The sequence below is a fragment of the Gallibacterium salpingitidis genome, assembly GCF_030517105.1.
GTDB classification, from domain to species: domain Bacteria; phylum Pseudomonadota; class Gammaproteobacteria; order Enterobacterales; family Pasteurellaceae; genus Gallibacterium; species Gallibacterium salpingitidis.
The window spans coordinates 723,566-746,035 of record NZ_CP103875.1; the positions used below are offsets into that span (position 1 = coordinate 723,566).

General features: G+C 38.0%; 23 protein-coding genes. 9 read left to right on the forward strand and 14 right to left on the reverse strand.

All coding sequences use genetic code 11. The features are described 5' to 3' along the window. Positions 1–46: 46 nt before the first annotated feature. From gorA to NYR30_RS03495, 4 genes are all read right to left on the reverse strand, one after another. Positions 47–1,399, reverse strand: a complete 1,353-nt coding sequence (gene gorA / locus NYR30_RS03480; protein ID WP_066108979.1) for a glutathione-disulfide reductase — start codon at positions 1,397–1,399, stop codon at positions 47–49. Positions 1,400–1,506: 107 nt separating this feature from the next. Further along, the gene (locus NYR30_RS03485; protein WP_066108976.1) at positions 1,507–2,349 is read right to left on the reverse strand and encodes a 23S rRNA (adenine(2030)-N(6))-methyltransferase RlmJ; all 843 of its coding nucleotides are present in this window, start codon (positions 2,347–2,349) and stop codon (positions 1,507–1,509) included. A 10-nt stretch (positions 2,350–2,359) separates the two neighbouring features. Continuing rightward, the gene (locus NYR30_RS03490; RefSeq protein WP_066108973.1) at positions 2,360–2,902 is read right to left on the reverse strand and encodes a methylated-DNA--[protein]-cysteine S-methyltransferase; all 543 of its coding nucleotides are present in this window, start codon (positions 2,900–2,902) and stop codon (positions 2,360–2,362) included. A 59-nt stretch (positions 2,903–2,961) separates the two neighbouring features. Continuing rightward, positions 2,962–3,858, reverse strand: coding sequence for a DMT family transporter (locus NYR30_RS03495; protein ID WP_066112900.1), 897 nt, complete (start codon positions 3,856–3,858; stop codon positions 2,962–2,964). A gap of 184 nt (positions 3,859–4,042) precedes the next feature. On the opposite strand from NYR30_RS03495, the gene ruvA reads away from it, so the two are divergent. The 6 genes from ruvA to NYR30_RS03525 all read left to right on the forward strand — a co-directional run bounded on the left by ruvA (position 4,043) and on the right by NYR30_RS03525 (position 7,953). Continuing rightward, positions 4,043–4,660, forward strand: coding sequence for a Holliday junction branch migration protein RuvA (gene ruvA, locus NYR30_RS03500; protein ID WP_302501885.1), 618 nt, complete (start codon positions 4,043–4,045; stop codon positions 4,658–4,660). An 18-nt stretch (positions 4,661–4,678) separates the two neighbouring features. Then, positions 4,679–5,689 (forward strand): Holliday junction branch migration DNA helicase RuvB, encoded by a 1,011-nt coding sequence (ruvB, locus tag NYR30_RS03505; protein WP_065239370.1) that lies wholly within the window; start codon positions 4,679–4,681, stop codon positions 5,687–5,689. A 211-nt stretch (positions 5,690–5,900) separates the two neighbouring features. Then, positions 5,901–6,443 (forward strand): translation initiation factor IF-3, encoded by a 543-nt coding sequence (infC, locus tag NYR30_RS03510; protein ID WP_082987526.1) that lies wholly within the window; start codon positions 5,901–5,903, stop codon positions 6,441–6,443. 102 nt (positions 6,444–6,545) lie between these two features. Then, a complete protein-coding gene (rpmI, locus tag NYR30_RS03515; RefSeq protein WP_302501888.1) occupies positions 6,546–6,743 on the forward strand; it encodes a 50S ribosomal protein L35 in 198 nt (65 codons plus the stop codon). 59 nt (positions 6,744–6,802) lie between these two features. After that, positions 6,803–7,156, forward strand: a complete 354-nt coding sequence (gene rplT / locus NYR30_RS03520; RefSeq protein WP_065234471.1) for a 50S ribosomal protein L20 — start codon at positions 6,803–6,805, stop codon at positions 7,154–7,156. Between the two features lie 92 nt (positions 7,157–7,248). Further along, on the forward strand, positions 7,249–7,953 hold the full coding sequence (locus NYR30_RS03525; RefSeq protein WP_302501890.1) for an ACP-like domain-containing protein: 705 nt from the start codon (positions 7,249–7,251) through the stop codon (positions 7,951–7,953). 61 nt (positions 7,954–8,014) lie between these two features. Here NYR30_RS03525 and NYR30_RS03530 read toward each other — a convergent pair whose 3' ends face one another. Next, the gene (locus NYR30_RS03530) at positions 8,015–8,305 is read right to left on the reverse strand and encodes a YfcZ/YiiS family protein (RefSeq protein ID WP_066421989.1); all 291 of its coding nucleotides are present in this window, start codon (positions 8,303–8,305) and stop codon (positions 8,015–8,017) included. A gap of 228 nt (positions 8,306–8,533) precedes the next feature. Between NYR30_RS03530 and NYR30_RS03535 the strand changes: the two genes are divergently transcribed. From NYR30_RS03535 to NYR30_RS03545, 3 genes are all read left to right on the forward strand, one after another. Then, positions 8,534–9,877, forward strand: a complete 1,344-nt coding sequence (locus NYR30_RS03535; RefSeq protein ID WP_302501891.1) for a porin — start codon at positions 8,534–8,536, stop codon at positions 9,875–9,877. A 125-nt stretch (positions 9,878–10,002) separates the two neighbouring features. Further along, positions 10,003–11,432, forward strand: a protein-coding gene (locus tag NYR30_RS03540; protein WP_302501893.1) for an IS1182 family transposase whose coding sequence is annotated in 2 segments (ribosomal slippage) — positions 10,003–11,098 and positions 11,098–11,432 — 1,431 coding nt in all. Because the reading frame shifts where the segments join, the coding sequence is not laid out codon by codon here. Positions 11,433–11,616: 184 nt separating this feature from the next. Continuing rightward, positions 11,617–13,047 carry an IS1182 family transposase gene (locus tag NYR30_RS03545; RefSeq protein WP_302501895.1) on the forward strand — a complete coding sequence of 477 codons (1,431 nt, stop codon included), beginning with the start codon at positions 11,617–11,619 and terminating at the stop codon, positions 13,045–13,047. Between the two features lie 132 nt (positions 13,048–13,179). On the opposite strand, the gene NYR30_RS03550 is transcribed toward NYR30_RS03545, so the two are convergent. The 9 genes from NYR30_RS03550 to NYR30_RS03590 all read right to left on the reverse strand — a co-directional run bounded on the left by NYR30_RS03550 (position 13,180) and on the right by NYR30_RS03590 (position 22,380). Next, the gene (locus NYR30_RS03550; protein ID WP_302501897.1) at positions 13,180–13,491 is read right to left on the reverse strand and encodes a c-type cytochrome; all 312 of its coding nucleotides are present in this window, start codon (positions 13,489–13,491) and stop codon (positions 13,180–13,182) included. Then, entirely contained in the window at positions 13,491–13,979 is a 489-nt protein-coding gene (locus NYR30_RS03555) for a TlpA family protein disulfide reductase (RefSeq protein ID WP_302501899.1), read from the reverse strand. The genes NYR30_RS03550 and NYR30_RS03555 overlap by 1 nt, the downstream gene beginning before the upstream one ends. Positions 13,980–13,989: 10 nt before the next feature. Beyond that, entirely contained in the window at positions 13,990–14,673 is a 684-nt protein-coding gene (locus tag NYR30_RS03560; protein ID WP_302501901.1) for an ABC transporter ATP-binding protein, read from the reverse strand. A gap of 2 nt (positions 14,674–14,675) precedes the next feature. Beyond that, positions 14,676–15,815, reverse strand: coding sequence for an ABC transporter permease (locus NYR30_RS03565; RefSeq protein ID WP_302501903.1), 1,140 nt, complete (start codon positions 15,813–15,815; stop codon positions 14,676–14,678). Beyond that, positions 15,802–17,124, reverse strand: coding sequence for an ABC transporter permease (locus NYR30_RS03570; protein ID WP_302501905.1), 1,323 nt, complete (start codon positions 17,122–17,124; stop codon positions 15,802–15,804). The genes NYR30_RS03565 and NYR30_RS03570 overlap by 14 nt, the downstream gene beginning before the upstream one ends. Then, positions 17,124–18,524 carry a Fe-S-containing protein gene (locus NYR30_RS03575; RefSeq protein WP_302501907.1) on the reverse strand — a complete coding sequence of 467 codons (1,401 nt, stop codon included), beginning with the start codon at positions 18,522–18,524 and terminating at the stop codon, positions 17,124–17,126. The genes NYR30_RS03570 and NYR30_RS03575 overlap by 1 nt, the downstream gene beginning before the upstream one ends. A 123-nt stretch (positions 18,525–18,647) precedes the next feature. Beyond that, positions 18,648–19,169 (reverse strand): iron transporter, encoded by a 522-nt coding sequence (locus tag NYR30_RS03580; RefSeq protein WP_066107004.1) that lies wholly within the window; start codon positions 19,167–19,169, stop codon positions 18,648–18,650. Between the two features lie 44 nt (positions 19,170–19,213). Next, positions 19,214–21,127, reverse strand: coding sequence for an FTR1 family iron permease (locus NYR30_RS03585; RefSeq protein WP_066112938.1), 1,914 nt, complete (start codon positions 21,125–21,127; stop codon positions 19,214–19,216). Positions 21,128–21,375: 248 nt separating this feature from the next. After that, the gene (locus NYR30_RS03590; protein WP_066112908.1) at positions 21,376–22,380 is read right to left on the reverse strand and encodes an AI-2E family transporter; all 1,005 of its coding nucleotides are present in this window, start codon (positions 22,378–22,380) and stop codon (positions 21,376–21,378) included. Positions 22,381–22,470: the final 90 nt, after the last annotated feature.

Sequence of the window (22,470 nt, forward strand, 5' to 3'; positions counted from 1 at the left end):
AACAAAGTTGGGGCATATTGAGATATTGAATGTTTGTGCGTTGTGTTTAACGCATAGTAACAAACTCTTCTGAGCCTGTTGGGTGAATTGCCACTGTATTATCAAAGTCTTTTTTGGTAGCACCCATTTTGATTGCCACCGCAAAACCTTGAATCATTTCATCAACACCAAAACCAATACCATGTAAACCAACGATTTTTTCTTCAGCACCAACACAAACCAATTTCATTCGACAAGGTTGGCGATGTTGAGTAACGGCAGTGTACATAGAAGTGAAAGTAGATTTATACACTTTCACCTGTTCTGCACCATATTGTTCAATTGCTTGTGGTTCAGTGAGACCAACGGTACCAATTGGTGGGTGGCTAAATACCACAGTTGGAATAAGGTTATAATCTAAATGTTCATTTGGTTTGTTGTTAAATAAACGTTCAGATAAACGGCGACCAGCGGCTACAGCCACAGGAGTCAATTCAACTGCACCAGTGTTATCACCAACAGCATAAATACCTTTAACATTGGTATTTTGGTATTTATCAACTTCAATAAATCCTTTACTGTTCGTTTTTACACCAGCGGCTTCAAGGTTTAAGTTGTCTGTCATTGGGACACGACCAATCGCCCAAACAAGGCAATCAACAGTTTGTGAACGACCATCTTCAAGGAATAACGTTAAGCTACCATCTGCGTTTTTGACCACTTTTTGTGGTACAGCTTGAGTATGTAAAGTTGCACCTTCGTTATTCATAATTTCAACTAAGGTTTCCACAATTAATGGATCAAAATTACGAAGAGGGGCGTGTTTACGTACAAATAGATGCGTTTCTACGCCAAGATTATGTAATACGCCAGCAAGTTCAACAGCAATATAACCTGCTCCAACAACAGCAACGCGTTTCGGCAATTCTGTTAATGCAAATACACCATCAGAATCGATCCCATATTCTGCACCTTCGATATTTGGATGACTTGGACGACCACCAGTTGCAATTAAAATATGTTTTGCTCTGATTTGTTCACCGTTTACTTCAACAGTATTAGCATCAACAAATTTAGCGAAGCCACGAATGACATCAACTTTGTTATTACCAAGAACACGTTCATAAGATTGATGAATGCGATCAATATAAGCTTCGCGGCTCTCACGTAATTTAGCAAAGTCAAAACGATTAACGGTAACATCAAAACCATAATCTGGAGCATAAAGATTAATAGCTTCGGCGATTTGTGCACCATACCACATTACTTTTTTCGGTACACAACCTACGTTTACACAAGTTCCGCCTAAATATTTCGCTTCAATAATGGCACATTTTTTGCCGTAACTGGCAGCACGATTAATCGATGCAATACCGCCACTACCGCCACCGATAGCAATATAATCATATTCTCTCATTATACTTTCTCCTATATTTTATTAGGTTCTGTTCAAGTATGTGTATTTTGACCAAATTCAGTCAGTGATACCAACTGTTACGATAAATCAGTTTAATCGGTAATAGCGATTTACTCTGGTGTGATCCAATTGACTGACCAATGTCCGGTTCCTTCTGGCGCTAAGACTTTTGTCAAATAAGGCAATACCTCTTTCATTTGGCTTTCGAGTTTCCAAGGTGGATTAATTACAATCATTCCGCTTGCCGTCATACCACGTTGTGCTGTATCAGGACGAATTCCTAACTCAATTTGTAAGATTTTACGAATTTGTGTCGCTTCAAATGCGTGGATCATTTTTTTCACTTGTTGGCGTAAAACCACCGGATACCAAATAGCATAAGTACCTGTTGCAAAACGTTTATAGCCCTCAATGATAGCTTCTACGACTAACTGATAATCTTCTTTTAATTCATAAGGCGGATCGATCAAAATAAAACCACGACGTTCTTTTGGCGGTAATGCAGATTTTAGCTGTTGAAAGCCATTTTCTAATTTAACCTGAACATTTTGGCTTTTAAGCATATTTTTACGTAATAGTGGATAATCGCTAGGATGGATTTCGGTAAGAATAGCGCGATCTTGCGGGCGTAATAGATTTGCCGCTAATAATGGCGATCCCGGATAAAAGCGTAATTTGCCAGAATTATTCACTTTTTTAATTTGTGCTAGATAGTATTGCACAATCTCTGGCACATCTTGTCGTTCCCATAACGCGCCAATACCGTCAACAAATTCTGCTGTTTTTTCAGCTTCAAAGCTTTGTAATGAATAAAGCCCTGCACCAGCGTGAGTATCTAAATAAAGAAAGCCTTTTTCTTTTTGTTGTAAGGCTTCCAAAATTAATAATTGCACAATATGTTTTAATACATCAGCATAGTTGCCAGCGTGAAAACTGTGGCGATAACTTAGCATAAAAATCCTCTTATTTTTCTAATCGATTCCAATGTTTAGGAGTAACAAACTCAATACCCTTATCAATAAAGGTAATATTTTCGTGTTTAAGTAGATAACGTTTTACAGGCAAACCACCGCCAAACCCTGTTAATTGTTGCTGTTTCCCTAAAATACGATGGCAAGGCACAATAATACTAATTGGATTACGTCCAACGGCACCACCTACAGCACGTACTGCTTTAGGTTTACCAATACGAGTGGCAATATCAGCGTAAGTTGCTGTTTGTCCAAATGGAATTTGTAATAGTTGCTGCCAAACAGCTTGCTGAAACTCTGTACCTAGTAATTTTAATGGTAGATCAACAAACGCATCTTGTTGTCCTGCAAAATAGTTATGCAGTGCCTGTTCTGTTTGTTGTAAAACAGGATGATGATCAGTGACTAACCAATGTTCACTTTGCCGCTCAAATTCAGCAGTGAACAAAATACCAATTAAATGGTGTTGATGTGCTAATAGTTGTAATTTTCCCACAGGGGAATCCATTGTTTGTAAAAAGATCTGTTCTTTCATTTTTTCCCTCTTATGGAAGCACAAAAAAGACGCTATTTTGCGAAAAAATTGGTTAGTTCTCAAGTAGATTGTCGATTTCTACCTTTGAGTAAACCAAGTAAATTTTGAATTCGATAAATTAATAATGCCGATAAGATTAAAGCGCTACCGATAATTTTCACTGTTGTCAGTTGTTCGCCGAGTAAAATTACGCTCAAAATAATTGTCCAAACCGGTTCAAGCAGCATAATAATTGAGGCATTTGCAATATGGCAGTAGCGCTGTCCGATAGTTTGTAACATATAACGGAAATTAGTACCAATTAAGACACTGGTTGCTAACCAACCAATTGCTGATGAAGGGATCTCACTTTGCCAATCTTCGGTAAGTAAAGAGTAAGATAAACAAAGCACACCAACAACCGCAAGTTGTAATGTAGTTAGCGGTAAAGGGGCAATGGACTTGGAATATTGATTATGTAATACGAAATAAATGGCAGAGAATAATGACGCCAGTAAATATAATGAACTATCGAGTGAAAAGTGAAAATCTCCTTTAGAATTTGCTAATAAATAGACACCGCATAGCGCAGTTGGTAAAGCAATCCAGAAAGTACGCAATGGTTTATTACGAAAGACTAGCCAAGAAATTAATGGGGCTAATAACATTGATACACTTAATAAAAAGGCACCAGAACCTAAATTATTATTAAAGGTAATAGCGATAATCCAAGTCGCCATAAAAATCGCAAATACTAAGCCAGTAGAGAGTGCACGCAAAATTTCAGAATGAGTTAAACGCTTAAATTGTGGATAGGCAAAAGGGAAGAAAATTAGTGCAGCAGAGAAGAAACGTAAACCAATAAAACCAACGGGTGGAAAGCCAACTAAAGCATATTTTGAAAAGAACCAACCTGCTGCCGCTAAAATAGAAACAAAAAAGAGTATAATTTCACCGCTACCATTAATATTTTTCATGCCTGATATCCATTTTCTTTTTTTATTGTTATGTATTATCGGCATTCATTAGAAGCGTGTAAAACCTTTTTCTAAAAGAATTGATCAATTGTTGTTATAGCGAAAATGGCTTGATTAAAGTTACTGGATGTTTATACAGTTTTCTTGTATGCTATGCAGCAGTTTTTTTGTGAGGTTGAGTATAATGATTGGGCATTTACGAGGTATTTTGTTAGAGAAGTCACCGCCAGAAATCTTGTTAGATGTTAATGGTGTCGGTTATGAGTTGTTATTACCAATGACAAGTTTTTATCATCTGCCAGAAATTAATATGGAAACCACGCTTTATACGCATTTAGTGGTTAGGGAAGATGCCCATCTCTTATTCGGTTTTTATCAAAAACAAGATCGCACATTATTTCGTGAATTGATTAAAACAAATGGTGTTGGCCCAAAATTAGCATTAGCGATTTTATCGGCAATGTCAGTGAATGAATTTTCTTATGCGATAGAGCATGAAGAACTTTCTAAATTAGTGAAAATTCCTGGTGTAGGGAAGAAAACAGCAGAACGTTTATTAGTGGAATTAAAAGGGAAATTTAAACAGTATCGTAATCAAGATTTCTTTATTGAGCAGAAAGTGGGTACCACAACAATGGAACAAAGTTTAGCAGCCGCAACTTCTCCAGCTGATGATGCGATTTCTGCCTTGATTGCGTTAGGTTATAAACCAGCTGATGCAGAAAAAATGGTGAAACGTGTTGCCCAACCTGATCTAAATAGTGAACAATTAATTCGTGAAGCATTAAAGAATGCATTGTGATTAGAAACGGTATAAAAGATGATTGAAGTAGATCGTATTATCAGCCCAACAGCCAAAGCAGAAGAAGAGTATATTGACCGAGCTATTCGCCCAAAATTACTGGAAGATTATGTTGGTCAGCCACACGTGCGTGAGCAGATGGATATTTTTATTAAAGCCGCCAAAATGCGTCAAGATGCATTGGATCATCTGTTAATTTTTGGTCCACCAGGGTTAGGGAAAACGACATTAGCAAATATTGTTGCTAATGAAATGGGCGTCAATATTCGTACAACATCAGGCCCTGTTTTAGAAAAAGCGGGTGACCTAGCAGCAATGCTGACTAACCTTGAACCTCATGATGTATTATTTATTGATGAAATCCACCGTTTATCTCCAGCAATAGAGGAAGTATTGTATCCAGCAATGGAAGACTACCAGTTAGATATTATGATTGGTGAAGGGCCAGCCGCAAGATCGATCAAATTAGATCTGCCACCCTTTACATTAGTTGGTGCAACGACAAGAGCTGGTTCACTCACTTCACCGTTACGTGATCGGTTTGGTATTGTGCAACGTTTAGAATTTTATTCTATTCCCGATCTCACCTCGATAGTTATGCGTAGTGCAAACTGTCTTAATTTACAGATTGCAGATGAAGCCGCACATGAAATTGCTCGCCGTTCTCGTGGTACACCACGAATTGTAAACCGTCTATTACGCCGCGTGCGTGATTATGCAGATGTTAAAAATGGTGGTTTTATCTCCGCAGAAATCGCTAAACTGGCGTTGAATATGCTGGATATTGATTCAGAAGGTTTCGATTTTATGGATCGTAAATTGTTGATGGCGATTATTGAACGCTTTGATGGTGGACCAGTAGGTTTAGATAATCTTGCCGCAGCGATTGGTGAAGAAAAAGAAACAATCGAAGATGTTTTAGAACCTTATCTTATTCAACAAGGTTTTTTACAACGTACTCCAAGAGGCAGAATTGCCACCTCTCATACCTACCGCCATTTTGGGTTAGCTCAATTACAAGAGAGATAAATCTTTGCTGAGTGATAAATAACAAGTGTATTAAATCTAATCAGAAGTAGGAAAAAATGCGGACAAACAAGAGTTCTTATTGCATCGCTATAAGAAATCTTATAGAATTTGCACGTTTTTTGCCAAAGAAAAGGATTGGTGAACAACATTTGATTTTCTGCTTAATTAAAAGCAGTACAGTAGTAAGTGAAATTATTAGAGGAATAAGACTATTAAAACCGTAAAAAAAGCCCCAGCAACTAATCGCCCGAATCGTATTAATGATGAAATTCGTGTGAAAGAAGTCCGCTTAATTGACCAAGATGGTGAACAAGCGGGTATCGTATCTATCCAACAAGCGTTGGAAATGGCGGAACAAGCCGAACTCGATCTAGTTGAAATAAGCCCTAATGCAGAGCCTCCAGTGTGCCGCATTATGAATTACGGTAAGTTCCTCTATGAAAAGAGCAAAACTGCAAAAGAGCAGAAGAAAAAACAAAAAGTTGTTCAAGTTAAAGAGATTAAGTTCCGTCCAGGAACTGATGAAGGCGATTATCAGGTAAAACTACGCAGCCTGATTCGCTTCTTAGAAGACGGGGATAAAACCAAAATCACACTACGTTTCCGTGGTCGTGAATTAGCCCATCAACAAATTGGGATTGAAATGTTAGATCGGATTAAAACAGATTTAGCAGATTTAGCAGTTGTTGAATCTGAACCATCTAAGATTGAAGGTCGCCAAATGGTGATGGTACTTGCCCCGAAAAAGAAATAATAATTAGTGCAACTCAAGTAATAATGGTAAGGGTGATTTCATCGTTACTTTTTATTCGCCTAATTATTGGTGATTAATAATAAACAATGCGGAGTTAAACTCATGCCTAAAATTAAAACAGTACGTGGTGCTGCTAAACGTTTCAAAAAAACTGGAACTGGCGGTTTTAAACGTAAACAATCTCATCTTCGTCATATTTTGACTAAGAAATCAACTAAACGTAAACGTCATTTACGTCATAAATCAATGGTTGCGAGAGCGGACCAAGTTTTAGTCGTAGCTTGTTTACCATACGCATAACCCACGGTTTTGCGAACGTTTCGTTATTTTTTAAGTACAAATAGACAAAGGAGATTCCTATGGCCCGTGTAAAACGTGGTGTAATTGCAAGAGCTCGTCATAAGAAAGTTCTTAAGGCAGCTAAAGGTTATTATGGTGCACGTTCTCGTGTATATCGTGTTGCTTTCCAAGCAGTAATTAAAGCTGGTCAATATGCTTATCGTGACCGCCGTCAACGTAAACGTCAATTCCGTCAATTATGGATTGCACGTATTAACGCAGCGGCTCGTCAAAATGGTTTATCTTACAGCCGTTTCATCGCTGGCTTGAAAAAAGCGTCTGTTGAAATCGATCGTAAGATCCTTGCAGATATCGCAGTGTTTGATAAAGTAGCATTTACCGCTTTAGTTGAAAAAGCAAAATCAGCACTTTAATCAACCAAATTATTTTAATTTAGTTCGTGAGAAAGGATAGTGGTTAAAAAACCTATCCTTTTTTGTTAAATGAAGGAGATGAGGAGAGAGAAATGAAATTAAAAACATTTTCTACACTATTTTTAGCAGCTTGTTTACAAACTGGTGCATTCAATGTAATGGCGGCATCAAATGATTTTTCAGTACAATTTCCAAAAGGAGAAACCGCTGCTGAATTAAACGGTACAATTAAAGGGAATGATGTTGATCGCTATACTTTCTATGCAAAAAAAGGACAGATAGCAACATTAGAAACTTTAGATAAAGATCCTCAAATTCAATTTGCATTAGCATATGCGAATAAATCTAAACAAGTGGATTTAAGCGCTAGCCAACAGTTACTGCCTTATTCAGGGAAATATATCTTAACAGTTTATCAAACAAGAAATGATGCGCGTAAACAGCCGAATAAACAACATTTCTATAATGTGAAGTTATCTATTACAGAACAAAATGCACAATCAACCGCTACAACAGGTCGTTTAACTTATCGTTGTGATAATGGGAAAACTTTAGTGGTTGCTTATCAAAATGATCAAGCAAAAGTGACTTGGCAAGGTAAAGAGCAGTTATTAAAACAAGATCGCAAGCTAAGCGAAAATAACACCCTCGTATTTAGTAATCAAGCGCATCTATTAAGTGTTGATGTGATTCAGGCACAAGATTGGCAACACAGCAAAATTAACTCTTGGTTAAAACGTGGTAAAACTGCGACAGACGATAAAGTGTTATTGCAAGAGTGTGTTGTGACAAAATAACTGCATTGAAAATAATAGTGTGTAGTAAAACTACACACTATATAAAGAAAAGTTTTCGTAATTAACGAGTAGAGAGTTGGAAAATTATGGTTTCCGCTTGGCAACAGAAAGTGAAGTTTGCATTAAGTTGATAACCACCATCAACTGCAACAATTTCACTACTAATTTCACAAGGATCGCTTTCCGCTGCACGCGCTTTTTCAGTTAAATAAGCAAGTGCTTCTTTAGCTTGTTCTTCACTTTCATACACTTGACTGAAACTCACACTGCAATCTTCATTATCAATCACTGTACCAACATCAACACAGCAACATACTTTTGCTTCTTCAGGTTTACATTTCATTTGGCTCATAAATAACTCCATTTCAAAAAAAGATATAAAAAACAAATTTATTTTAACACGAGATAGAGAGAAAACGGTGCAGAGTTGCGTAATTTTGATCTATATCAAGAGTAAAATTGAACTACTGGTCTAATCACTGTATAGATAACCATAAATCGTATTGAGTTAAGGTAAAAATTTCCATAATATGCGAGCCTTAAAATTAAAATATTTTTTATAACTACAAGGAATAACTCAATGCGTTTACTTTCCAAAACTCTACTTGCAAGTTTAGTGGCTGTGGCATCTCAAGGTGCATTCGCTTCTGCTTTCCAATTACATGAAACCTCAACTTCAGGTTTAGGTCGTGCTTATGCTGGTGATGCAGCTATTGCCGAAGATGCTTCTGTTGTCGCATCAAACCCAGCATTAATGACATTCTTTAAACGTCCTGAAATTTCTGTTGGTGGAATTTATGTTCGTCCGAATATTGATTTGACTGGAACAGTTGGTCTTGTATCTTCTAGAGATCGTGAAACTTTTATTAATACATTAGGTTCTGCAGATCATAATGATATTGCAACTAAAGAAGTCATTCCTTACCTTTATACTGTCTATCCAATTAATGATCGTTTTTCTATCGGTGGTGGAGTAAACGTTAATTATGGTTTAGCAACAGAGTTTAATGATGATTATAGTGCAGGATTATTTGGTGGCAAAACTGACTTAACCACAATAAACTTTAATTTAAGTGGTGCTTACCGTGTAACGAATAATTTTAGTGTAGGGGCAGGGTTAAATGCAGTATATGCAGATGCGGTAGTTGAGCGTCGTTTAGGTGTAGTATCCGCTCAATTTGCAACATTACCATTAGGTCTAAATAATACAACTTTAGTACATAAATTAAAAGGCAATACTTGGGGCTATGGTTGGAATGTTGGTGCGGTATATGAATTTAATGAAGATAATCGTATTGGTGTATCATACCATTCACATGTATCACTAGATTTTGATGGTGATTATTCAACAGATATTCCTGTAACTCCTGCGATTATTCCTACTCCTTTAGGGAATGTTACACTTCGTCAAGCTTTAGGTGTTAAAGGGGGAAATGGTTCAGGTTCACTAACATTACCTTTACCAGCTTATTGGGAAGTAGCAGGTTACCACCGTTTATTACCAAAATTTGCCGTTACTTATAGTGTAAAACGTACTGAATGGAGCCGTTTTAAAGAATTATATGCATATCGTGACGGACAACAATTATTCCAAAAAGATGAAAACTTTAGTGATACTACCCGTATTGCACTTGGTTTTATCTATGATGTAGATGATAAATTAACATTACGTGCTGGTGTGGCTCATGATGAAAGTGCTGTACCAAAAGGTTATAATTCAATCTCAATTCCAGATACCGATCGTACTTGGTACACTTTAGGGGCAACTTATCGCTTTACGCCAAACCTTTCAGTTGATGCAGGTTTTGCCTTTATTAAAGGTAAAAACTTGAAATTTACCGAAAAACAAAATGATGTCAGTGGTACCTTTGATTCTAAATCAACCGCAACACTTTACGGTTTAGGCTTAAATTACCGTTTCTAATTTTCTGCTAGTAGTAATAGCGACAAAAAAGGCTGAACTTTGTGTTCAGCCCAGACTGCTGACAAACCTCTAGACATACTTCTAGAGGTTTGATCTAATAGGCATATCGAAAAAAGGAAATGCCTATGCTCAAAAATACTGCCTCACCCCAATATGAAATCGAGATGATAAGTCTCGAACAACTCGTACCGAAAGACCACCTTGTCCGTAAAGTCGCTAAAGCTATCGATTTTGAATTCATTCGTGATGAAGTGGCGCATCTCTATTGCCATGACAACGGTCGCCCCGCAGTTGACCCAGTTCGTTTGTTCAAGATAATGTTACTCGGCTATCTTTTCGGTATTAAAAGCGAACGCCAGTTGGTGAAAGAGATTGAGGTCAACGTCGCTTACCGTTGGTTTTTGGGGATGAGCCTCACGGAAAAAGTGATAGATGCCAGTACCTTAAGCCAAAACCGTCTTCGCCGTTTTAATGGTACGGATGTATTTGAGCGTATTTTTACCCACATTGTTTGGCAAGCGATGGAAAAAGGCTTGGTGGGAGGTAAATATCTGTTTACTGACAGCACCCACTTGAAAGCCAGTGCCAATAAAAACAAAAAGCATAATGAAAAGCGAGCAGTTCGAGTGAGCCAATATATCGCTATGCTCAACGAAGATGTGGCAAAAGAGAGGGAAGCAAAAGGAAAAAAGCCGTTAAAGGCGAGTGAGAAAGCCGTCGAAGTCAAAGACACCAACGTGAGCAATACCGACCCTGAAAGTGGGTATATGCACCGAGATAACAAGCCCAAAGGCTTCTTCTATCTCGACCACCGCACAGTCGATGGTAAATACGGGATTATTGTAGATACCTTTGCGACGGCAGGGAATGTCAATGACAGCCAACCCTATATTGCTCGTCTTGATGCGACCACAGAACGCTTTCGGTTCAAGCCCAAAGCGGTCGGGCTTGATGCAGGCTATTTTACCGCCCCTGTTGCCGAGAGTCTTGCCCGACGAGGCATTATTGGTGTATTTGGCTATCGTCGTCCCACCAAAGGCAAGAACCGCTTACGAAAAAGTGCGTTCCGCTATGATGCCGAAACTGACAGCTACACTTGCCCCGCAGGGCAATCGCTCCGCTATAGCACCACCACCCGAGAAGGTTATCACACTTACAAATCCAACCCGACCTATTGCCAAACTTGCCCACTACGTTCACAGTGTACCCAAAACCAAAAGCCGAACGCCTCATCACCAGGCATATTTACCAAGATGCTGTGGACAACGCCAATGCAGTGAGAATATCGAGGCAGGGCAGAAAACTCTATAAACGTCGAGCAGAAACCGTAGAGCGCAGCTTTGCGGATGCAAAACAACATCATGGACATCGCTATGCTCGTTATAGAGGGCTATCCAAAGTGCAAATGCAATGCTTCCTTGCGGCAATGGCACAAAATATCAAGAAAATTGCCCTGGTGGTATGGGCTATTTTGTCTTATTTATGGCGCCAATTTTGCTTGTTTGAGGCATGGGTAAAAAAATCAGCGAAAATGACCACTTGCCCAATTATCTGAAAGGAAAAGCAAGAGAAAAGCGACAAAGTAAAAAAACAAACCCACTTTTATCAAATGACTTTGGAAAGGTGGGTTTGTCAGCGGTCTGGGCTGAACTTTGTGTTCAGCCTCAGACTGCTGACAAACCTCTAGACATACCTCTAGAGGTTTGATCTAATAGGCATATCGAAAAAAGGAAATGCCTATGCTCAAAAATACTGCCTCACCCCAATATGAAATCGAGATGATAAGTCTCGAACAACTCGTACCGAAAGACCACCTTGTCCGTAAAGTCGCTAAAGCTATCGATTTTGAATTCATTCGTGATGAAGTGGCGCATCTCTATTGCCATGACAACGGTCGCCCCGCAGTTGACCCGGTTCGTTTGTTCAAAATCATGTTACTCGGCTACCTTTTCGGCATTAAAAGCGAACGCCAGTTAGTTAAAGAGATTGAAGTCAACGTAGCTTACCGTTGGTTTTTGGGGATGAGCCTCACGGAAAAAGTGATAGATGCCAGTACCTTAAGCCAAAACCGTCTGCGCCGTTTTAATGGTACGGATGTATTTGAGCGTATTTTTACCCACATCGTTTGGCAAGCGATGGAAAAAGGCTTGGTGGGAGGTAAATATATGTTTACCGACAGTACCCACTTGAAAGCCAGTGCCAATAAAAACAAAAAGCATCATGAAAAGCGAGCAGTTCGAGTGAGCCACTATATCGCTATGCTCAACGAAGATGTGGCAAAAGTGAGGGAAGCAAAAGGAAAAAAGCCGTTAAAGGCGAGTGAGAAAGCCATCGAAGTCAAAGACACCAACGTGAGCAATACCGACCCTGAAAGCGGGTATATGCACCGAGATAACAAGCCCAAAGGTTTCTTCTATCTCGACCACCGCACAGTCGATGGTCGATACGGGATTATTTTAGATACCTTTGCGACGGCAGGGAATGTCAATGACAGCCAACCCTATATCGCTCGTCTTGATGCCACCACAGAACGCTTTCGGTTCAAGCCCAAAGCGGTTGGGCTTGATGCAGGCTATTTTACCGCCCCTGTTGCCGAGAGTCTTGCCCGACGAGGCATTATTGGTGTATTTGGCTATCGTCGTCCCACCAAAGGCAAGAACCGCTTACGAAAAAGTGCGTTCCGCTATGATGCCGAAACTGACAGCTACACTTGCCCCGCAGGGCAATCGCTCCGCTATAGCACCACCACCCGAGAAGGTTATCACACTTACAAATCCAACCCGACCTATTGCCAAACTTGCCCACTACGTTCACAGTGTACCCAAAACCAAAAAGCCGAACGCCTCATCACCAGGCATATTTACCAAGATGCTGTGGACAGCGCCAATGCAGTGAGAATATCGAGGCAGGGCAGAAAACTCTATAAACGTCGAGCAGAAACCGTAGAGCGCAGCTTTGCGGATGCAAAACAACATCATAGACATCGCTATGCCCGTTATAGAGGGCTATCCAAAGTGCAAATGCAATGCTTCCTTGCGGCAATGGCACAAAATATCAAGAAAATTGCCCTGGTGGTATGGGCTATTTTGTCTTATTTATGGCGCCAATTTTGCTTGTTTGAGGCATGGGTAAAAAAATCAGCGAAAATGACCACTTGCCCAATTATCTGAAAGGAAAAGCAAGAGAAAAGCGACAAAGTAAAAAAACAAACCCACTTTTACCAAATGATTTTGGAAAGGTGGGTTTGTCAGCGGTCTGAGGCTGAACTTTGTGTTCAGCCTTTTACTTATCTAACGATAAAATTAGTTTTTTAGTGTTTGTAGGTATTCAGCAATCGCTTTCATATCATCGTCATTAAGACGAGATTTGGCCGCATTGCCAGCGCCAACAATTTCACCTGATTTACGTTTTTGTAATGCTGTTACTACCTCATCAACACTTAAGGTGTTAATAATTGCAGATTGATTTAACGCAGATTTTTCACCTTGCTTACCATGGCATAAAGCACAACCTTGATTAAATAAGCGTTTACCACGTTCAATATCAGTATTAGCTTGAGCTATTGTTGCAGTGGCAAGGATAATTACACTAAGAATTAAAGTTAAATTTTTCATTATTGACCCACAAATAATTGTTGTAATGTTTCATCAGGAATTAAACCTTCGAATTTATAAAGGATTTTACCCGCTTGATCAATAATAAAAGACGTTGGTGTACCGACTAATTGGTAACGTTCCGCAGTGATTTTAAGTTGATCTTTTGCAATAGGTAGATTGAGTTTATTTTTAGCTACTAATTTGGCTGTGTCACTATTTTCACCATCAACATTGATAGCGAGTAGTTGTATTTTTTCTGGATATTGCGTAGCTAATTTCTCGAATGATTTCAATTCAACTAAACACATACCGCAAGTGCCAGACCAAAAAGTGAGTAATATCGGTTTGCCTTTCAACTGGTCTAAAAGAACTTTATTACCTTGCAGATCATAAGCTGCAATTTCGGGAGCAGTTTTACCGACTTCGGCAATTTCTTCTTTACAGGCAAAGAGTATTAAACAGCTTATACTTAATAAAACGAGTCTAATAATGGATAAAAATTTCATTGTTATTGCTTTATTTTATTGGGTTACGTTGATTAATTTCTTCTTTTAAGAACTTACCATGTTGCAGGAAAATAGTACGATCGGTGAGTTTTCCCAAATCTGGATTATGAGTCACCATCACAATGGTTCTGCCTTGTTGATTGAGTTCAGTTAATAAATTCAATACTAATTTCTCATTTTTCTCATCAAGATTTCCTGTTGGTTCGTCGGCAAAGATAACTGGTGGTTGATTAACTAGTGCACGTGCAATACACACACGTTGTTGTTCACCACCAGATAATTGGCTTGGACGATGATCAATACGATGCCCTAAACCGACTTGTTCTAGCACCGCTTTAGCGGCTGTTTCATCAACAACACTATGGTAATGTTGCGCTAACATCACATTTTCCAATGCTGTTAAATAGGGAATTAGATGGAATTGTTGAAATACTAAGCCAATTTTTTCAGCACGAAAGCGTTGTCTTCCCGTTTCATCTAATTGTGCGGCATCAATACCATCTAAAATAACTTTACCTTCACTGGCGGTATCTAAGCCAGTTAAGATATTCATCAATGTTGTTTTCCCTGAACCAGAAGCGCCCATAATAGCGACAAATTCGCCTTGTGCAATTTGAATATTAATATCCTCAAGTGCTGTGACTTGACCAAATCTTTTATATAAATGCTGAGTTTCAATTACATAATTAGTCATAATTATTCGCCTTTTAAAATGTTGGCTGTTTGAATTTGTAATGCGCGACGAGTTGGGAAAATCACTGCAATAAACGCTACGATAAGAGAAAGCAAGATAGTGATTGGAATAACTGGTAAACGCATATCAATATAAGATTTAAATACGGTGATTCCTAGAATTTGTGCTAATAGATAGCCGATTATCAAACCAACAATAATTGCACAAAATGCAATGATCAAAATTTCAGTACCAATTTGTTTTACAATGTCGCTCTTTTTAGCGCCTAATGCTTTTTGCAATGCAAACTCTTTTGCGCGTTCGCCGACAATAGCGATTAAGGTAGTATTAACACAAAGGGTGGCTAAGATTAGAATGACCAATGCAATTAAGCCCATTAGCCCTTTAATTTTATCGAGAATTTGCCCTTCTGATGCAGATACTTTCAAAATAGGGCGAATCTCTAAGTCAGGATAGCGTTGTTGTAACTGATGAGCGAATTGTTCTACTTGCCCTTGATCATTTTTTACATTAAATAGTGCATTAGTAACTAATCCTTCTTTATCTAACCAATTTTGTGCAAATTCCAAACTCACAATTAACATATTGTCAGTAACATCACCGCTTTCGATAATAGCTTTGATTTTAAAAGTATGTTTTTCAACAGCATTTTTTGACAAAGTAATTTGGCTACCAACCTGTAAATTTAAGCGCTGTGCTAATGTTTTACCGATCATTGCATGCCGATCATCAAAATTAACACCAATGGCTGAGCCTGTAATTTGCCAATAAGGTGCTAATGTACGCATATCAGAAAACCAAACACCCATTAATACAATTTTTTCCAGATCAGAGCGAGCCACGCCATATAAATAAGGGCTAGCCGCCGTAATTAAGCCATCTGGGGCATGGTGTAAAATCTGTTTTACCTGCCTTTCTTCAATTAAGCCGCTATTAGTGGAACCAACATAAAAATTGGCGCCAAAAGTACGCAACTCTTGACTCATTTTCGTATTAATATCGAAATAGACTGCTGCCATAGCGGTGACGATACTTGCCCCGACAGTTAAAGCAGCAAAGATAATAAAGACTCTTTGTAAACGTAAGCGCAAGGCATTGATGACTAAGCGCCAAAACATCGATTTAGTTTTATTGACGACCATATAACACCTCCACCGGATAGAGTTGTGCAATACGGTGAGCTGGGAACCAAGTACCAATTAAAGCAATGAGAATAGATAATACTAAAACGCATGGAATGACGATCCAAGTAAAACTTAGTGGTGAACCAAAGAGGGTGATACCAATAAATCTCGCTAATCCCCATCCAGCAACACAACCGAATGCACCGCCGATTACAGCACTAATTATCGCTTCGCAATAAAACAGTAATACAATTTGCCATTGATAAGCACCTAAAGCCTTCATTAACCCAATCTCTTTGCTGCGTTCGATAATGGTGGTTGTCATTAGTGAAGCAATGCCCATAGCGGCTGCAATTAATGCAGCAACAGTAACCACAGCCAACAATAATTGAATTTTTTCGATAATTACTCCTTCAGAAGCAGCAACTTGCCAAATTGGCCGCACTATTGCACCAGAAATTGCTTCTTCTAATTGATGAGAAATTGAAGACACATAAGCAGTACAATACCAGCGATCATACTCTTCAGCAGCAAGTGCATCGGCATTATCTCGTGCTTTACGAGATAACTCATTCTCTGGCACTGTTAGTGCTGATACTTTGATAGCTTGTACTTTTCCCTCTAAGCCAAGTAACGTTTGTACTGCGCTCAATGGCATTACCAATTGTTGATCTTCGTTACCACCGGCAGAGAGTTGCCCAACAATTTGGATTTTAATTTGTTGGGAAAAATCACCTTCTTGATATTTTAAAAGTAATTTATCGCCAATTTTCCATTTAGTTGTTTTTGCTAATTGTTCACCAACTAGGGCAGGAATAAATTCGGAAAATTGATTGGTACTATCATCAACCCATTCACCAGTAACTTTCCAATAAGGACTAATAATACGTTGCCCTGTGTGGTAGTCGTCTTCGTCTGGAATGGCGATTTGATGATCGAAAAAAGTACCTAAAATAGCGATATTTTGTTGTTCTTGTGTTGTTAGTTTTTGTGCTTGAACTTCTGCACTTAATAGAGGAGCGAAACCAACAATATTATTTCGCCAGAAAATATCCTTAACGTTGGGCAACTCTTTTTCATCAAGAAAATCTTGTGTAGAAAGCGCAGTGTTGCCATTAACATCTTCGGGAAGTACGGCGCTGCTGGCAGGTTCAACTAAAATATTCGCGCCATAGGATTTCAATTCACGAGCCATTTTATCGCCAATATCAATTGAAACAGCAAGTAACGCAGAAACTAAACCTGCTGCGAGAAAGATGGTGATAATCGCTAATAATTTACGTTTGATCCCATGTCGCCAAGATTGGAATAACATACGCGCTAACATTATTCAGTTCCTTTGCTATTTGATAAATAGTTTTCTGGATTGTCGCGGAATAGATTGAGGTTTTGCTCACTAGTAAAGAAGTAGGTTTTTCCCTCATAACTATATTTATGTTCTGCGGTAGTATTTTTTAATTTTTTACCATTCACAGGGTCAGTCACTTCTAATTCAACAATAGTAGAGAAGTAGTTCAAACCGTCTTCAAGACTTTTACGACTAATCACAACGTCTGTTGCAGTTTGTTGCCAGCCTTCAATAGGAACCGGATTGCAGCCGCCCGGTTTACCGATTGAAGGAATAAACATTCTTACTCCACAACCAACACAGACTACCTGATCGCCTTCCATTACATAACCTTGATCGCCGCATAAAATACAAGCATCAAAGACAGCTGCAAGGCTGATATTTTTTGTTGAGCGATTAATAATAAAGAAACGAACCGCTTTGCCGTCACTTGCCACCCAAACAAAACGATGTAATTTCCCATCTTTAACTTGCTCAATTGGAATATGTACATTGTTTTCATGATCTAGGGTGACAGGTGTAGCTTCGGAAAGTTTTGGTGGTTGAGAAGCGACTTTATCCCAATAAAGTTGAGCTGCGATAATTAAGATGGTGGCAGCAGAACCCCAAATAATCGTGCGGCGGCTATTACGCATTGCCACCATTTTTTTACGTTTTTCGATAGGATGTGATTCAGCAACAACTGCCTTTTTATGTGGTAAATAGACTTTAAGCGAAAAACAAGCAATGATGATTAGCAACAAAATTGCGGTAATGTTATTTAAATAAGCAGTGATATTGCTGGATTTTGCGACAAAACTTAGGCGTAATTTGGTGAGTTCAAACACTTGTAATTTCATTAGCGCTAAAGTAATTTCGCCAAGAATAGGAATAATCAGTAACGCAGTAATAGAAGTTAGCACGACAAAGCGTAATACCGCTAATTTGTTTAATACCTGACTTTGTTGCAATAGAATATTGAGCCATACCGTAATGAAAATACAAAAGAATAAACCTGAAATAACAGCAGCAAGATGTAAGATAAAATCGGTATTGATTACGTCTGTATTGGTAATGGCACTGACGTTAGGATCTTTTGCCCAGAAAATACCTGCAATGATACAAAAAACAAATTGAAATAGATAAGCAAGTTTATTGGAATGAATAAATTGCAATAGATAAAAGAGTAGCAATAGCGCCAATATAATACTATTAAGAATAAGTTTAGCTTGTTGGTTATTAGGGTAATTTAAGCTAAGGATAATCCCTAAAGCAAAACCAATTACGGTGAGCCATAATGCGTTTTTGATATTAACATTACGATAACGTGACCAATTACAACCGAGTAAAATAGCGAGCGGTAATACAGCTTGTAGTAGAAAGACAAAATAATAATTCATAGTGGTTAATCACAGCTAAGTAATCACATTACTCTTTTAAAGTAATAAACACCTGCAATCACAGGTGTTAGTAAAATAGCGACTAAAAAGAGCACGAAAGATTTTTCGTGCTCATAGCGTTGGTTATTTCAAGCCAGTAAATTTAAATTCATAACTCACATCAAATGGTTTCCACCAACGACCAACACCTGTTTCTTGGTCAGTGTGGCGGTGCATACCAGCCTTTGATGGTGGATCGATATGATAAGTAACTTTGTAATTACCTACACCCATCATTTTAATATTGGCACCATAGTGAGGGCCGTCACCAGCAACCATTGGCATAAATGAGCCTTCTTGTTTTTCTCCAGTATCAGTATTAACTAAAGTATAAGAAATAGTGAGGTAAGGCATCCATTCACCTTCACCAAAACCGTTTTTATTTCCTTTAGTTGCGTGAATATCTGCTTCAAGGTGAATATCTGAATCTTTAGCAGATAATCCCATACCTCGAGGTTCCATATCAATTGGTTGTAGATAAACGGCAGCAATTTCCATTTCATTCATCGTAACTGCTTCACCGATAGGATACTCTTTGAAGGCAAATGCAGATGGTGCAGTTAAAATGCTAGCAAGTAATGTTGCAGCTAATAAGGTTTTTTTCATAGTTAATTTCTCCTGTTAATTGATATATCGTGCTGTGAAAAAGATTAAGCTGTTTTTTTACTCTGGTATTTCATATAAATCAGCGCAAAAATAGCAGCAATGATTAAAATCGCTTGAGGAATTAAAGTTTCAACATAAGGGTAAATACCCAACCATGAGATTTCAGGTACACCGGCTAAGAGTGTTGGTTCAAATAGTTTTCCTTCAATAAGTTCTAAAATTGATTTACCAGCAAAGACGAAAGCCATTAAATACATAAATGAGCCGGTAAACATAAAGAATGGTTTTAATGGTAGTTTGACTACGGTGTAGCGCATTATGAAGTAGCAAACAGCGAGTAATATTGCACCAGCGATAAAACCACCTAATAGGTAAACATAATCTAATGTTGTTGAGGCATCGCCAACCAAGGCATAATAAAAGAGAACTGTTTCAGCGCCTTCACGATAAACAGCTAGAAAGCTAGTAAACCATAAACCAATTAAAGAACCAGTTGTGAGTGCAACAGAAATTTTCCCTTCTAAATAACGTTTCCAGTTATTAGCTTCGACTTTGGATAACAGCCAGTAGCTCATTGTAAATAACATTACTACAGCAATGATCATTGTGAAGCCTTCTAACAATTCTCGACTGGCGCCAGAATTAGAAAAGAGTAATTGGAATATTGCCGCTGTGACAACGCTAGCAATTAAGGCAACATAAACGGATTGTTTAATTACAGGCAATTTGTCCTGATGATTATTTTTCACCAAATAAGCAACAATCGCAGCAACAATTAATAAGGCCTCTAAGCCTTCACGCAGAATAATCAACAAACTATATAAGAACATTACCCAAGCGCCTTGCTCTCCGCCTTGTAACATTTCAACAGCTTTAGCAAGCCCTTGTTTTAAACCGTCTGCTTGTTGTTGTAATTTGTTGCTAGATTCATTAGCTTTCATTAAACTGACTAAGCGAGTGAAATATCCTTCTAAATCGGCTTTAAAATTACTGTCACGTGAACCGACTTTATTTTCCATACCGCTATTTTCAAAAATATCAAAATAGGTATCTTGCACTGCTAACATTGCTTTTTTGCTTTCGCCTTTTTCAAAGAGTGCAATAGCTTGTTGGATATGTTGATTGACATCAGCGGCGACTTTACTCCAATCTTGATCGGGAACATCAGCAGCTGAATTTGTAGCAGTATTTTGTGCATCGACTTGTTGACTTTCACGTGTAGTTGGTAAGTTTGGTAATTGTTCTTCTAGATCTTGTAGGAGTGTAGTGACTTGATAACCTAAATTATTAATTTGATCGGGTTGCTCGCTAATCTTAATTAAATCATAGAATTGTTGATTGATACTTGCTGAAATGGCAGAAGAGCGATTTTGGCGAATGGACATTTCCATTTCAGAATTTTTATAACCATCATATTGTGCTTGTTGTACTAACTTTTTCGCAGCAGCATAATCGCCTTTTTGATATGCACTAATCGCTTGTGCTAATAGATCATCAATCGTTTTAAAACTTTGTTGCCAGTGTTGTGCAATTTCTGGATGTTCATATACGCCATGCTGACTGGAAGCGTTGAGTTGGTGTCCTTCCTCTAAAGAAGGTAATACTTCTTGTAATTCAGCTTTTAAACCATCAATTTTTGCTTTAACTTCATCTAATGGTTTACCTTCGCCAATCATCTTACGAATTTCACCAAAAGTGGCTTCCATTTGATAACTTTTTTGTGCTGAGAAGTTAATTCTGATCGGACCTTCTAAATTTTCAAAGACTTCAAAATAAGCCATTTGTACTTCAGTACGAGCTTCATCAACGCTATTTTGTTGATATAAAGAAGCAGTTTTATCTAAACGATTTTCGATATCTTTGATCCATTGTTGATAATTATTATCCGCTTGAGCGTTGGTAAAACAGAATAAGGTGGCGAGTAAAATAAATATCCGATAATAACGAGAAAAAACCATAATATTATCCATTAAAATAGAAACAATTCTTATCTTCACTCGTATTATCCTCTGATTATTTTTTTATACAAGTACAGAGGTTAGGTTTTATTGTAAAAAGGTAGGATTGTTACAAAATATTAACGGAATTAAAAAGGAAAGAAAATTAATGGCTTATGAATAGAAAACATTTTGTTAAACTTTTTCACCTAAATGTTAGCTAAATAAATTACAATCTAATTAGCCTAATTAAGGTGAAAAAATGCTAATTAAAGCCAATTATGGTAAACCAATAATCTTTTGATTTGTGCGTAAATTACTGGTGCACTGACTAATCCTGGAATGCCAAAAGCGGCTTCCATAAACACCATCATAATTAATAATTCCCAAGTTTTAGCATTAATCCGATGTCCGATAATTTCGGCATTAAGAAAATATTCTAATTTATGGATAACGACTAAAAAGATTAGGGAAGTAATAGCAATACTGACGCTGTCGCCTAAACTCATCATTACAATAAATGAATTGGAGATAAGATTACCAACTACTGGAATTAGTCCGGCAACAAAAGTGACAAATACCATCGTGCCTGCGAGAGGTAATGGTTTACCGATAGCAGGTAAGATCACCAACAGATATAACGCAGCTAATATGGTGTTAATGAAAGAAATACGAATTTGCGCAAAGAAAACATTAGTAAAACCATCTAACAATTGTTGAAAATGTAATTGTAGTAACTTTGGTAATGCGCGTTGGTTATTGGGTGATAAAGGTAAGGTTTGGAAAGCGGCAATTGTACCTAAAACAACACCGACGATAAGATGCCCTAAAACTCTTAACGTATATAACCCCGCACTTTGTAACTCTCTGGCATTCTCTTTTAGCCATTGTGAAAGATGTAATTGTAAGGTACTGACGCCATCAGGAATATGCGTCGCAATAGAGGCAGGCAATTTTTCGTGTAATTCATCTAAAATATCCGCCACACTGCTGATTAGTTTTCCAGCGCTTAAGGCATCAGCACGATTTTCAACCCAAATAATGAATAGAAAAATAGCAAGAATAAATAGTATTAGTACGATTAGTACGGAATAACCAACATAATGTTTACTATGCTTTTGTAAGTGGCGTGCGAAAATGTCGGTAATAGCATAGGCGCTTAAAGCGGTAAACAAGACTAATACTAGATGTAGCCAGAACACTGGTAGCCATAAAATTAATACACCGCTGATCGCAATCAGAAAGTGTTTAAAGGTAAGCTCTAATTTTTCCATAATATACAGTTATTGCTGAAATAATGATCATAATAGAAAGTTAACAGTAGTGAATCATTGTAATCACAGTTACCTTAAGGTACAACAACC

Bases quoted from the DNA above. Each gene is read 5' to 3' on its own strand.
- NYR30_RS03485 (WP_066108976.1), bottom strand. From the start codon at position 2,349: ATGCTAAGTTATCGCCACAGTTTTCACGCTGGCAACTATGCTGATGTA.
- NYR30_RS03490 (WP_066108973.1), bottom strand. From the start codon at position 2,902: ATGAAAGAACAGATCTTTTTACAAACAATGGATTCCCCTGTGGGAAAA.
- NYR30_RS03495 (WP_066112900.1), bottom strand. From the start codon at position 3,858: ATGAAAAATATTAATGGTAGCGGTGAAATTATACTCTTTTTTGTTTCT.
- ruvA (WP_302501885.1), top strand. From the start codon at position 4,043: ATGATTGGGCATTTACGAGGTATTTTGTTAGAGAAGTCACCGCCAGAA.
- ruvB (WP_065239370.1), top strand. From the start codon at position 4,679: ATGATTGAAGTAGATCGTATTATCAGCCCAACAGCCAAAGCAGAAGAA.
- rpmI (WP_302501888.1), top strand. From the start codon at position 6,546: ATGCCTAAAATTAAAACAGTACGTGGTGCTGCTAAACGTTTCAAAAAA.
- rplT (WP_065234471.1), top strand. From the start codon at position 6,803: ATGGCCCGTGTAAAACGTGGTGTAATTGCAAGAGCTCGTCATAAGAAA.
- NYR30_RS03525 (WP_302501890.1), top strand. From the start codon at position 7,249: ATGAAATTAAAAACATTTTCTACACTATTTTTAGCAGCTTGTTTACAA.
- NYR30_RS03530 (WP_066421989.1), bottom strand. From the start codon at position 8,305: ATGAGCCAAATGAAATGTAAACCTGAAGAAGCAAAAGTATGTTGCTGT.
- NYR30_RS03535 (WP_302501891.1), top strand. From the start codon at position 8,534: ATGCGTTTACTTTCCAAAACTCTACTTGCAAGTTTAGTGGCTGTGGCA.
- NYR30_RS03545 (WP_302501895.1), top strand. From the start codon at position 11,617: ATGCTCAAAAATACTGCCTCACCCCAATATGAAATCGAGATGATAAGT.
- NYR30_RS03550 (WP_302501897.1), bottom strand. From the start codon at position 13,491: ATGAAAAATTTAACTTTAATTCTTAGTGTAATTATCCTTGCCACTGCA.
- NYR30_RS03555 (WP_302501899.1), bottom strand. From the start codon at position 13,979: ATGAAATTTTTATCCATTATTAGACTCGTTTTATTAAGTATAAGCTGT.
- NYR30_RS03560 (WP_302501901.1), bottom strand. From the start codon at position 14,673: ATGACTAATTATGTAATTGAAACTCAGCATTTATATAAAAGATTTGGT.
- NYR30_RS03565 (WP_302501903.1), bottom strand. From the start codon at position 15,815: ATGGTCGTCAATAAAACTAAATCGATGTTTTGGCGCTTAGTCATCAAT.
- NYR30_RS03570 (WP_302501905.1), bottom strand. From the start codon at position 17,124: ATGTTAGCGCGTATGTTATTCCAATCTTGGCGACATGGGATCAAACGT.
- NYR30_RS03575 (WP_302501907.1), bottom strand. From the start codon at position 18,524: ATGAATTATTATTTTGTCTTTCTACTACAAGCTGTATTACCGCTCGCT.
- NYR30_RS03580 (WP_066107004.1), bottom strand. From the start codon at position 19,169: ATGAAAAAAACCTTATTAGCTGCAACATTACTTGCTAGCATTTTAACT.
- NYR30_RS03585 (WP_066112938.1), bottom strand. From the start codon at position 21,127: ATGGTTTTTTCTCGTTATTATCGGATATTTATTTTACTCGCCACCTTA.
- NYR30_RS03590 (WP_066112908.1), bottom strand. From the start codon at position 22,380: ATGGAAAAATTAGAGCTTACCTTTAAACACTTTCTGATTGCGATCAGC.